Source organism: Vibrio owensii CAIM 1854 = LMG 25443, from assembly GCF_000817815.1.
Lineage (GTDB): Bacteria > Pseudomonadota > Gammaproteobacteria > Enterobacterales > Vibrionaceae > Vibrio > Vibrio owensii.
The window spans coordinates 132,139-144,867 of the sequence record NZ_JPRD01000003.1 but is presented as its reverse complement, the minus strand read 5'-3'; the positions used below and the strand labels follow the sequence as shown (position 1 = coordinate 144,867).

The window sequence follows — 12,729 nt, the reverse complement described above, 5'->3', positions numbered from 1 at the left end:
TATGAGGGAAATGAAGTGTTTTTAGAGGACTTGAGGGTAATAAATTACGTTTGTAATTATCCAGAAAGTAGCCGCTCAAATTCGTACGTAGAGGGTGTCTAGAATGGCTTTTTTGATAGCTTGCTTCCAACTCTACTTGAACTGATAAAAGATGAGCTAAGTGGGACATTGAGAATAACTGAGTAGGTATAGATTAGAGCTTGAGTGGTCGTCTTGCTATCTAAGTCATAAAGCGTGAGTTTTGTTAGAACATATAAAAAAGCCCCGCTAAATGCGGGGCTGTCATTTGTGTGTTGTGCAGCTAGCTTGTTAAAAGTCTCTGCATTTTGTCGCGCTGAGCTTCAATGTATGCTCGTTCTGGGCTCTGTTCTTTACAGTGCTCCAAGATAAACTCAATCGAGCTTAATACCGTTCTCCAACGTGGTGTTTTAGGTAATGTCTCGATACGCATGTATTTATCTAGGGTACGAGTCTGCAAGGTGCTGCGGTCTAGGTAAACGCGCCACAAGCCACTTTGCTCAGCAAACGCAAACTTGGTTTCTCCGGTAACAGATTCCCAGTATTCCAATGCATGGGTCATGGTATCGACAAGAACCTCACGCAACAGCTCTTGTTTATCTTTCTTGTTACCCAAAGCTTTATCTGCCAAGCGTGTAAACTCTCCACCAAGCTCTTTTAGCTTCTGAAGTTGGTCTTTGTCGCCATCGAATGCGTAGCATGAAAGCACTTCAACAGCCGTCTCTAGGTTGTGGATACGAGCAGCGTTAGCACCGCCGCCGACATTAAAGATGTACATCACATCCAAACCAGAGCCTTCTGGAAGTTTTAGAATGTCGGCTTCGATGTTTTGGCGAATATCTTCAATGTAGATATCAATCTTGCCACAGTAGTGAGGCTGCTTAACCGTCAGGAATTTAGGTGCGATCAATTCGTCTGCTGAAGAGCGCTTCAACTGTTCTAAGCTGCGTTTAAACAGCTTACAGGCCGCTTCATTAGCAAAGCGAATGCGTTGGTCTTCACGAAGACAAATAATAGCTTCTGGTGCAGATTCTAGCTGCTCTAGTAATCGCCCTTGGGTCTCCAACAAGCTCGCTTCGACTTCTGCACGTTGGCGCAGTTCCGACTCTAATAACTTGTTTTCGATGTGTCGCATTTCCGCTTTACTTGCCGTTAGGTGCGCCTGAATACGTGCCGCTAGCTCTTGTTTGTTGAATGGTTTTGTCAGGTAATCATTCGCGCCCGCTTCAAAGCCTCTCACTCGGTCCTCTGTTTGGCTTAATGCGGTCAGCATGATGATTGGTAGCTCTGCATGATCGTAAGTTTCACGAAGCTCGCTACACACTTGGTATCCACTCATCCCCGGCATCATGATGTCCAATAAAAGCAGTTCTGGCTTTTCTTGTTCAATCAACGCCAGCGTTTCTGGACCATCAGAAATTGTACGAACGCGATAGCCTTCCAACCTTAGGAAGCTTTCTAGAACGCGCAGGTTAACTGGTTCATCATCGGCAACGTAAAGCAATGGACCGTCTGGGTTCTCTGGCAGAGACAAGTCATCGTTGTTCTCAAAATTTGCTTCAGGGATTTGGAAGTGCCCGCGAGCAGCTAGGCTTTGTGTCGCTTGGATCTCTTCTTCACTTGCTAGCGGCAGGGTAAAGCTGAATGTGGTGCCTACCATAGGTTGGCTGCTCACATACAATGACCCGCCCATCAGCTCAATAAGTTGACGGCTGATTGATAGACCCAATCCCGCACCTTGACGGTAGTGACTCGCGTCTTGACCTGCTTGAATCAGAGGTTCGAAGATATGTTCTAGATGCTCTGCTGGGATGCCTTGACCTGTATCCACGACTTGCACTCGAACTTGATCGTCAACAACCATTGCTGAAATGACGATCTTACCTTCAGAGGTGTACTTGATGGCATTACCGATCAAATTGTACAGCACTTGTTCTAAGCGCTGAGGATCCGCTGAGACAGCTTTCAAATCTGCAGGCACTTGGTTAATGATGCGGATAGTCTTGTTACCCAATAGGTGACCGGAAAGCTCTAATACTAAGCGTGTGGCACTTGCTAAACTCACTGCTGACTTTTGGATATCCATGCTGCCATAGCGCATCTTGTGGTAATCCAATAAGTCATCAACGAGATTCGCTAGGCGTTGACCACTCTTGATGATGATGTCCAATTGATATTTCTGGCTAGCCGGAATAGCCCCATTTGCGCCAGATACCAAGGTTTCTGCAATACCAACCATGCCGTGTAATGGCGTGCGAAGTTCATGGGAGGTTGTCGCAAGGAACTCATCTTTCAGCTTATCAGCCAGCTGTAATTCTTCGTTTTGCTTTTGGATCAGCTTGATGTTGCTTTCTAACTCTTCATTTTGCTGCTTGATGGTTTGAATCTTTTCACGAATAGAGCGTTGCATACGCTCAAAGCTGATCGCAAGACGCCCAATCTCGTCTTTTCGTTCGGTGTTAAAGGTCGTTTCATCCAAATCGCCTGCAGACACTTTCTCTGCTGCCCAAGTCAGTTTTAGCAGTGGTGAAGTGATGAAGTTCGATAAGTAATGTGAGGCGATAACTACCAATACGATCGCAATTAACATCGCAATCACAAACAGTTTTTCAAGCTGGTGGACACGCGCAAAGGCTTCTTTTTCAGGAAGTTGCACGACTAGCGCCCAAGTTAGGCCACGAGTTTCAATTGGCGTAAACGCCGCAATCATCTCTTCACCTAAGCGGTTACTGTAAGTACCTACTTCAGTGTCACCGGCCAACGCTTTATCCACGATTTCTAAGCTGTTTTGGATATCTTCTTGTTTGGTATTGATGGTTCTAGGTTTGTGGTCACTACCAACGAGCAAGGTTTCAATGGATGAATCACGGTTAATTTCCGCAATAAGCTTGGTAATACCGTTATTTGGCAAACGGAACATTGCGTAACTGTGGAGGTAGCCTTGCTGAACAATAGGCGCACCTAACCAAGCAACTTGCTTTCCGTTTTCGATATCAAAGTCAGACACGACCACTGGGGTGTAATCTTCATTGACTTTTCGGCGTGCACTGACGTCTTCTGATAAACGTTTAAAGGTACGACCTAACGCCGTCTCTTTATAGCGACCGGTTAGTAGGTTTGTGCCGTAGTTGTCATCTTTATTGATGGAGTACGTGACATTGCCGTCAATGTCGACCAACAAAATATCATTGAAATCAGAACGTTTTAGCAGTTCTAAGTACGCCCAATGGTAGCGCTTGTGGAGTAGGCGGTAGCGTTCACTGCCAACATAGTTGGACGATTCCGGCAAAATCGACGTTTTGATTTGATCGCCACTGCCTTGGATGTAGCGATGCTGTGCGTTTTCTCTCGCTTCGTCAATATCGTGCCCTAAACGGCTAAATGCGTTGACCAAGCCGTAGAAGCGTCCGCCACTGGCATAGGCAAGTTCTGAACGTACGAAGCCCATCACTTCCGTTTCTTGCGCAGCGAAGTAGTCAATGATCTGCTGTTGCTTAGTATCACGAACAGAGAGTAGGTGCGATGTACTTTGCTCTTGGAGATCTTTACTGTGTGATTGCAGGAAGAAAATCGCAGTGATCGTCAGGGGCGTAATACTAAGAACCAAAAATGCGGTCATTAGCGTGCTTTGCAGGCGCTTAAATTTCTGCTTTTTGTAGAATTTAAACATGGATAAGATTACAACTCGTTAAAGGGCAGCGACCGATTGGTTGGCACTTGCCAAGGTTCTCGTTAAAAACGGGCAAGAAGTTAAATTCGATAGAATTAACAAAATTAACGAGTTTTTTTTCTTTGACAAGAAAGTTGATTGCAAAGCGTGGGTAGCGACGCAGTTTTTCTTTGAGTTGTGTAAAATTCAGCAATGGATTGCGCAGGAATTCACCTGCGCAAGGAAGTGCTACGATTTTTTAGCGTAGTAGATAGAGAATTTATTGGTCTTATTTAGCGTCTCGCAATTATTGAATGCTTTCTCAATAATTGGCGGATACTGCAAGAAACTGTTCGCCACAATGACCATTTCACCGTTGGCCGTCATATACTTTGGTGCTTGACCTAGCAGAGTTTCTGCTGCGTTGTAGTTTGTGTCTAAGCCACTGTGGAATGGTGGGTTACTGACAATAAAACGGTAGTCTTTAGCCGTGTCTGTGTAGATATCTGAGGCAAAAACACGACCTGATAACCCATTCGCTTTGAGTGTTGCTTGGCTAGAGGTAATGGCATAAGCGTTAATATCACACATCTCAATCGCAATCTCTGGGTTTGCTTGAGCCATAAATGCACCCAGCACACCAGCACCACAACCAAAGTCCAGTACCTTGCCTGAAAGTTTCGGTAAGGTTTCCAGCAGAAGACGACTGCCTAGGTCAAACTCACCATGGCTGAATACGCCAGGTAGACTCTTAACGGTAAGTGATTGTTCACCTAGTGTAATTTCGTAAGATTTAAACCAGTCGGCTTGATTGAAAGGCTTTGGCTGGTTAAGGCAAGTTCCCCAGTAAAATGAACAGCGACGAGCGGTGTCGTACTTCTTTACGGGACCATAGTCTTTGAACATCTTCTCGATGCTTTTAACACCTGAACGGTTTTCACCAACCACAACGATTTCTGTATTGATGCCTAGCTTAGCCATCAACATCGCTAGCAGATATTCCGCTTCAGCTTTAGCTTTTGGCCAGTATAAAAGGACCATGTCTGCTTGTGTTTCAACGTCAAACTCAGATCCAAAATGACTTTTCACTTTGTCAGAGGTTTGAATTTGGCGGTAGTAGCTGTAGTTGGAAGTAAACACTTCTACAGATTCGCAATGCTCCACTAACTCTAGCGGGAACAAGTCTTCAACTTCTCCTGCGACTAGAACGTGTTTTCCGTTGAAATACTCAAGTTGGCGCTGAGCAATTTGGCTAGGTGCGATGTAAGCAGACATAAATTAGGTTCATCAGAAATAATTAGGGGCAGATTTTCGCACAATCTGCCCCAAGCTTGAAGTGCTTAAGCGATGACTAGCTGTTGTCTTGTTGGTTGAGGAAGTCTTTGAACTCTTCTTCGTAGATATTAAACAGCACCATGGTCACGGCAAAGATCAATGGACCGTAGATAAGGCCAATCAAACCAAACAGATGCAGACCACCCAGCAACGAGAAAAAGATCATAAGGGTGTTCATGCCGGCGCTACCTTGCATTAGCAGCGGACGCAACAGGTTATCAATAGAGCCAACCACGACCACGCTCCACACCGTTAGGAAAATGGCCCAAGTGGTATCACCAGTTAGGAACAAGTAAGCGGCTGCCGGGATCCAAATTAACGCAGTACCAACGACCGGAATGAAAGATGCGAAGCCCATCATGGTGCCCCAGAACAGGCCAGGGAAGCCTGCAAGCCACATACCGATACCACCAGCAAAGCCTTGAGCAATCGCGGTTAAGAATGACCCCATTACAGCGGATTTCGAGACTTGTTCAATCTCGGTCAGAATTTTGTCTTCTTGGCTGCGTGAGAGGGGCAGAATATGACGCATTGCTGAAATGATCTTGTCGTGGTCACGTAACAGGAAGAACAAAACGAACAACATTAGGAAAAAATCCATTAGGAAGTTCGTTGCATCACCCAGGATTTTTGCGCTTATAGCTACAAGGTTTGAACCAAATGATGTTGCGAATTGCCCGATCTTTTCTGCGATGGCTTGTGGTTCGATTTTGTCGAAAGGTAAGTACTCATTAACCAACGCTAAACCTTTGACTACCCAAGGATGTTGGAAAATATCTTGGATGCCACCATTGGTTACCCACTTGTAGGTATTTTGCGAAAATACCGAACCTTGCTGCACGATAGCGGCAAAAACAAATAGTAATGGAATCACGATAATAAAGGTTAAAACCACACAAGAGAGCAGTGAGACCAAGTTTTTGTGATTAGGTAGTTTTCGTTCAAACCATTCATGTATTGGGAACATGAGCAGTGAAATGATAAACGCCATGACGATCGAGTTGATGTAAGGTTCGACCAACAAATAGCAGGCAAAAGCAGCGGCGAGCAGTGCAACAACTAGCACTCGATGACTCGACGTGATTTTTACATTATTCGGCATGTGATTAATCCAAATTACGGAATATTTACGTTTACGCCTTATACCACAGCGCAAAATCTTTATTACTTTGCACCGACGATTCTTTCAAGCTTATGACATAGCTGAATTGGGAAGGTGCAGTTGACCTTGTTATAATGACCACAAATCAGGTGGTTATCAATCAAGAGATGGAAAAATGGGTTGTTGTAACAGCGATAAGAAATGCCAGAGCGAAAAGAAGGCCAGACGCATTCCTTGGTTTGGGATTGTTCTTGGGATTCTTGCCATCTTAGTCATCTTTAATTGGCAAGCATAATTCAAATAATAAAAAAGGACCTCGAAGGTCCTTTTTTTGGAATTTATGTTCTGGTAAGGAACGCTTATTTTGATTCTTCTGCCAGAATTGCGAAACAACGATCCGCAGCTTCTAGTGTTGCGTCGATTTCTTTTGAACCGTGAGCAAGAGAAGTAAAGCTTGCTTCGAATGCTGATGGTGCAAGGTATACACCGTGTTTTAGCATTAGGTGGAAGAAACGCTTAAAGCGCTCGACATCGCACTTAGTCACGTCTTCGTAGCACGTTACGGTTTCTTGGTCAGTGAAGAAGAAACCAAACATGCCACCCACTTGGTTTACTACCATTGGGATGCCGTGTTTTTCAGCAAGAGCTTTGAAGCCTTCAGCAAGTTGTTTGGTTTTTGCAGCAAGACGTTTCTCGTTACCTTCTTCTTTTAGCAGGTTCAAACATGCAAAGCCTGCCGCCATTGCTACTGGGTTACCGGAAAGTGTGCCCGCTTGGTATACAGGACCTGTTGGCGCAACATATTGCATGACTTCTTTACGACCACCAAAAGCACCCACTGGCATACCGCCACCGATCACTTTACCTAGTGTCGTTAGATCTGGTTTGATGTTGTAGTGTGCTTGCGCGCCACCTAGAGCTACACGGAAGCCTGTCATTACTTCATCAAAAATCAGTAGAGCACCTTCTTGGTCACAGATTTCGCGTAGACCTTCGTGGAAGCCTTCTACTGGAGGGATACAGTTCATGTTGCCCGCTACTGGCTCAACGATGATACATGCGATTTCGCCTTTGTTTGCGGCGAATAGTTCACGTACTGAATCTAAGTCGTTGAATGTTGCCGTTAGTGTGTGCTTCGCAAAATCGGCAGGAACGCCAGGAGAACTTGGTTGACCTAGAGTTAGTGCACCTGAACCTGCTTTTACTAGCAAGCTGTCTGCGTGACCATGGTAACAGCCTTCGAACTTCATGATCTTGTCACGACCAGTAAAGCCACGAGCAAGACGGATAGCACTCATTGTTGCTTCCGTACCAGAACTTACCATGCGGATTTGTTCCATAGATGGCACTAGCTCAGATACAAGCTCGGCCATGGCAATTTCCATTTCAGTTGGCGCACCGAAACTTAGACCGCGTTGTGCAGCATCGATAACTGCTTCACGGATAACTGCGTGGTTGTGACCTAGAATCATAGGACCCCAAGAGCCAACGTAATCAATGTACGCTTTACCATCGGCATCAAAAATCAGGGCACCGTCTGCTCGTTCGATAAATAGCGGAGAACCGCCAACGCCGTTGAATGCACGAACTGGTGAGTTCACACCGCCAGGAATGGTTTGCTGAGCCTTTTGATATAGCTCTGATGATTTGGTCATGGGGTTATCCTCTTTTGATTGCTCGGACCAAGTGGAGCGCATTGTACCTAGCTAATCTCAAGTTAGAAACGTTTTGGGTAATTTATGTGTTGTCTGGCGGTGGAATCTTACATATCAGCATCTGATCTAAAGAATCGTCGGTGAATACTTGAACGAGTTGGTCAGGTATTGGATAATCGCTCTAATTAGCACAAATTTGACGTCTCGCTACAGGCTTGACGCATTACACGAGTGAGAGAGGTCTTCGTGAGCGAAGTAAACGTACCATTGTCTTTTTCTGATGCAGCAGCATCACGCGTTAAAGCGCTGATTGCGGAAGAAGAAAACCCAGCACTGAAGTTACGCGTATACATTACTGGCGGCGGCTGTAGCGGTTTCCAATATGGCTTCACATTTGATGAGAGCGTAAATGAAGGTGATACTACGATCGAAAACAGTGGCGTAACACTGGTTGTAGACCCAATGAGCCTGCAATACTTAATCGGTGGCGTGGTTGATTACACAGAAGGTTTAGAAGGAGCTCGCTTCTTCGTTAATAACCCAAATGCGACGACAACCTGTGGTTGTGGTGCATCATTCAGTGTGTAATTAATACGACAACAGGCAGCCAATCGGCTGCCTGAGTTTTACGTAGCAGGAAGTCACGTAAACGCCCCCTCGCTTTCATGATGAAGTGGGGGTAAAAATAAAAAGGACTTTATATGTCTGGAACTTCTTTCGGACGTCGTTTTGTCGAACGTCCATGGCTAGTCTCTCTAACGCTTGTTATCGCTTTGGCTGCTTGGCTCGCAATGGGTCAACTTAATGCACAAGACGAATCGGTCTCTTCTCCATCCTCTCAATCAGATGATACGCCTGTCGCAAAGGTGATGTTCAACTCTTTTGAAGCACAACCAACCAGTAAAACGATTGAACTTTACGGTCGAACTGCGCCGAATCGGCAAGCTCGTTTAGGGGCAGAAGTCGCAGGTAAGATTGTGAGCTTGAACGTGCAAAAAGGACAAAGTGTTAAACAAGGGCAGGTGATTGCCAACATTGATGAGCGCGATCTAGATATTCAACTTAAACGCGCCAAAGCAATGCTGCGTGTAAAAGAAAAAGAATTTAAAGCCGCAGAATCTTTGAAGAATAGAGGGTTGCAAGGTGAAGTTGCTTTTGCCACTGCTCAAGCGGCACTTGTCGATGCCCGAGCAAACTTAAGCAATGTTGAAACTGCACTTAAAAATACCAAAGTAAGAGCCCCTTTTGACGGCATTCTGGACCATCGATTCGTTGAAGTGGGAGATTTCGTTGGCGTCGGCGACCCAATAGCCACTGTAATTGACTTAGAGAAGTTAGTCATTGAAGCGGATGTGAGTGAACGTCATATTCAGTATTTAAAACAAGGTCAGCAAGCCGATGTTAGAACCATTGATAACATCCATCATCAAGGCACCATTCGTTATATTGGGCGCGTATCTTCAACTTCGACCAATACATTCCCTATAGAAATCGAGATTGATAATCGAGAGAGTGCGATGCCTGCGGGTGTCAGTGCTGAAGTGGTACTGTCGCTAAGTGAAGTTCTGGCAGTGAAAGTGACCGCAGCCATGTTGGCGTTAGATGAAGAAGGCAATCTTGGTATCAAAACGCTTCGTGATCAGCATGTTCACTTTGTGCCTATCCAACTGGTCAAAGCTGAGAAAGACGGTGTCTGGTTATCCGGCTTAGGAGACCAAGTTGACATCATTGTGCTTGGACAAGGCTTTGCACGTGATGGTGATTTAGTGATGGCGACAAAAGTCGACGATGCCATTGAAGCTGCGAACCAGCAATAAGGAGGCAATATGTTTGCTTTGATTGATGCTGCGTTATCGCGTGCACGTACCATGCTTACATTGTTGGTGATGATTTTGATTGCCGGAGTGATCACCTACATTACGATTCCGAAAGAGTCGAGCCCCGACATTACCATCCCTATTATCTATGTTTCGGTTAGTCACCAAGGTATTTCCCCGACCGATGCGGAGCGCTTATTGGTTCGTCCGATAGAGCAAGAGCTTCGTTCAATAGAAGGCGTTAAGGAGATGACCGCGATTGCTTCAGAGGGACATGCGTCGGTTACTCTAGAGTTCAGTGTCGGCGTTGACTTAGCTGAAGCTATGGCTGATGTTCGTGATGCGGTGGATCTTGCTAAACCTAAATTGCCTGAAGACAGTGATGAGCCAACAGTTAACGAAGTAACATTCGCATCTGAAGAGCCTGTCCTCACTCTGGTTCTGTATGGCACAGCCCCTGAGCGTACAACAGTACAAATCGCACGAGCTTTACGTGATAAGTTAGAAAGCTATCGTCAGGTATTGGAAGTCGATATTGCGGGGGATCGCGAAGATATCGTTGAGACCGTGGTCGATCCGTTATTGATGGAAAGTTACGGTTTGGATCAAGCCGATATCTACAACTTGATTGCTTTAAACAACCGAGTGGTTGCTGCTGGCTTTGTCGATACTGGTTATGGTCGCTTCTCGGTTAAAGTCCCTTCCGTATTTGATTCGTTAAAAGATGTATTAGAGCTGCCGATCAAGGTAAATGGCAAAGAGGTGATCACTTTTGGTGATGTCGCGACAGTGCGCCGAGCCTTCCGTGACCCTGAAAGTTTTGCTCGGCTAGATGGTGAACCAGCGGTGGTGCTCAATGTGAAAAAGCGTGCCGGTGAAAACATCATAGAAACGGTTGATCTCGTTAAACAAGTTCTGATTGAAGCGCAAAAGCAGACTGGTTGGCCGAATAACCTGCAAGTTAAATACACTTGGGATCAGTCTGATGACGTTAAGCTGATGCTTAGCGATCTGCAAAACAACATTCTGTCTGCAATTATTCTGGTCGTTATTGTCATCATTGCCATTCTGGGTGTTCGAACGGCACTGTTAGTTGGTATTTCTATTCCGGGCTCTTTCTTAACTGGCTTATTGGTGTTGTCGGTTTTTGGTTTGACCGTCAACATCGTGGTGCTATTCGCACTGATTATGGCTGTAGGCATGTTAGTCGATGGTGCCATTGTTGTTACGGAATTTGCTGATAGGCGGATGCAAGAGGGCACACCACGTAAAGAAGCATATAGGGATGCAGCAAAACGTATGGCATGGCCGATTACTGCTTCTACAGCAACCACTTTGGCAGCGTTTGCACCACTGCTATTTTGGCCGGATATTACTGGTGAGTTCATGAAATACTTACCATTAACTCTCATTGCAACCCTCAGTGCTTCGCTAATGATGGCATTACTTTTCGTCCCTGTGATTGGTGGAATCATTGGTAAGCCTCAAGTCGTCGATGCACAGCGTCAGCAAGAGATGGTTGACCTGCATAATGGTGAATTTGATAAAGCGACAGGCATTACCAAGCTTTATTACCAAACCCTGTCTATCGCGATCCGACATCCATTGAAAGTGTTACTCAGCGCAATTTTGCTCGCGGGTGGTGTTGGCTTTACTTACAACAAAGCTGGCTTAGGTGCGGAGTTCTTTCCTGAAGTGGATCCCGCCTTCTTTACGGTCAAAGTTCGTTCTTATGGTGATTTGTCGATCAATGAGAAAGACATCGTAATGAAAGAAATTGAGAAAGTAATGCTAGGGCATGATGAGTTTGAAAGCGTCTACACACGTACTGGTTCCGATTCAAATGATGGTGATGAGATTGGTCAAATTCAGATCACGCCGGTGGATTGGCAATATCGCCGTAAAGTCAAAGATATTATTGAGGAACTTAAGCAAACCACCAATCAATTCTCCGGTGTTGAGTTGGAATACAAATTCCCCGATGCAGGACCACCAGTTGAGCATGATCTCGTGATTGAAATGTCGGCGCAAAACTCAAGTATCGATCAATTGGACAGTGCCGCCAAAATGGTTCGTTACTGGGCTGATCGTAACCCTGCGTTAACTAACTTAAGTGATACAACGAATAAAGAAGGAATTGATTGGCAGATTGATATCCGCAGAGACGATGCTTCTCGCTTTGCGGCCGATGCAACGTTGGTTGGAAACACCGTTCAGTTTGTTACCAACGGTTTGAAGATTGGTGATTATCTTCCGGATGATGCCGATGAAGACGTCGATATCTTAGTACGTTATCCGCAAGATAAGCGTGATATTGGGCGTTTTGATCAGCTAAGAGTGAAAACGGCTGCGGGCTTAGTACCGATTACTAACTTTGCTCAAATTAAACCGGATCATAAGCAGGATACGATTCGCCGAGTTGATGGGCGCCGAGTGGTAAATATCAAAGCGGATATGGTTGAGGGGTATAACCTCGCACTGGAGCTACCAAAGATAACGGCGGAAGTGGCGCAATTGGGTTTACCTGCTGGGATTGAGTTTAAAATTCGTGGGCAAAACGAAGAGCAAGAGAACTCTTCCGCTTTCTTGCAAAATGCTTTTATGGTTGCTCTTGGTGTGATGGCGCTCATTTTGATTACTCAGTTTAATAGCTTCTATCAAGCCTTTTTGATCCTAAGTGCAGTGCTTTTCTCTACGGTCGGTGTGTTTGCTGGATTGCTGATTTTCCAAAAGCCATTCGGCATTATTATGTCGGGCATTGGGGTGATCGCACTGGCCGGGATTGTTGTGAACAACAATATTGTATTGATAGATACTTACAATCAGATGCGTAAACGAGGGCTAGAAAAGTCAGAGGCAATTTTGCGTACCGGAGTACAGCGTCTGCGACCTGTATTGTTGACCACAGTAACGACGATACTTGGCTTGCTGCCAATGGTGCTAGAGATGAACATCGACTTAGTTAACCAGAAGATTGAATTTGGTGCACCGAGTACGCAGTGGTGGTCTCAATTAGCAACTGCAGTTGCAGGTGGGCTCGCATTTGCAACCGTGTTAACTCTAGTGCTTACTCCATGTTTATTGATGCTAGGTAGAGAGCACAATATTGACGAACCTGAACCTGAAACAAAAGAGGCAGCGTAAGCTGCCTCT

The 12,729-nt window shown here is 45.4% G+C and carries 7 protein-coding genes; 3 read left to right on the top strand and 4 right to left on the bottom strand.

All coding sequences use genetic code 11. The annotated features are described in order from the left end of the window. Positions 1-301: 301 nt before the first annotated feature. The 4 genes from H735_RS00995 to hemL form a co-directional block, all read right to left on the bottom strand. Positions 302-3,688, bottom strand: a complete 3,387-nt coding sequence (locus H735_RS00995) for a response regulator (RefSeq protein WP_020196581.1) — start codon at positions 3,686-3,688, stop codon at positions 302-304. A gap of 228 nt (positions 3,689-3,916) precedes the next feature. After that, positions 3,917-4,942 (bottom strand): 16S rRNA (guanine(1207)-N(2))-methyltransferase RsmC, encoded by a 1,026-nt coding sequence (gene rsmC / locus H735_RS00985; RefSeq protein WP_020196579.1) that lies wholly within the window; start codon positions 4,940-4,942, stop codon positions 3,917-3,919. A gap of 76 nt (positions 4,943-5,018) precedes the next feature. Beyond that, a complete protein-coding gene (locus tag H735_RS00980; RefSeq protein ID WP_005449176.1) occupies positions 5,019-6,104 on the bottom strand; it encodes an AI-2E family transporter in 1,086 nt (361 codons plus the stop codon). A gap of 359 nt (positions 6,105-6,463) precedes the next feature. Continuing rightward, positions 6,464-7,759, bottom strand: coding sequence for a glutamate-1-semialdehyde 2,1-aminomutase (hemL, locus tag H735_RS00975; protein ID WP_005449175.1), 1,296 nt, complete (start codon positions 7,757-7,759; stop codon positions 6,464-6,466). Positions 7,760-8,005: 246 nt separating this feature from the next. Here hemL and erpA point away from each other — a divergent pair, with 246 nt between their 5' ends. From erpA to H735_RS00960, 3 genes are all read left to right on the top strand, one after another. Then, positions 8,006-8,347: an iron-sulfur cluster insertion protein ErpA gene (gene erpA / locus H735_RS00970; protein WP_005449174.1), complete on the top strand. Its 342-nt coding sequence runs from the start codon at positions 8,006-8,008 to the stop codon at positions 8,345-8,347. A gap of 113 nt (positions 8,348-8,460) precedes the next feature. Continuing rightward, entirely contained in the window at positions 8,461-9,576 is a 1,116-nt protein-coding gene (locus H735_RS00965; RefSeq protein ID WP_005449173.1) for an efflux RND transporter periplasmic adaptor subunit, read from the top strand. 9 nt (positions 9,577-9,585) lie between these two features. Next, on the top strand, positions 9,586-12,720 hold the full coding sequence (locus H735_RS00960; protein WP_020196578.1) for an efflux RND transporter permease subunit: 3,135 nt from the start codon (positions 9,586-9,588) through the stop codon (positions 12,718-12,720). The last annotated feature ends 9 nt before the right edge of the window (positions 12,721-12,729 follow it).

Excerpts from the sequence above, each read along its gene's own strand:
- hemL (WP_005449175.1), bottom strand. The coding sequence starts at position 7,759 with ATGACCAAATCATCAGAGCTATATCAAAAGGCTCAGCAAACCATTCCT.
- H735_RS00960 (WP_020196578.1), top strand. The coding sequence starts at position 9,586 with ATGTTTGCTTTGATTGATGCTGCGTTATCGCGTGCACGTACCATGCTT.
- rsmC (WP_020196579.1), bottom strand. The coding sequence starts at position 4,942 with ATGTCTGCTTACATCGCACCTAGCCAAATTGCTCAGCGCCAACTTGAG.
- H735_RS00995 (WP_020196581.1), bottom strand. The coding sequence starts at position 3,688 with ATGTTTAAATTCTACAAAAAGCAGAAATTTAAGCGCCTGCAAAGCACG.
- H735_RS00965 (WP_005449173.1), top strand. The coding sequence starts at position 8,461 with ATGTCTGGAACTTCTTTCGGACGTCGTTTTGTCGAACGTCCATGGCTA.
- H735_RS00980 (WP_005449176.1), bottom strand. The coding sequence starts at position 6,104 with ATGCCGAATAATGTAAAAATCACGTCGAGTCATCGAGTGCTAGTTGTT.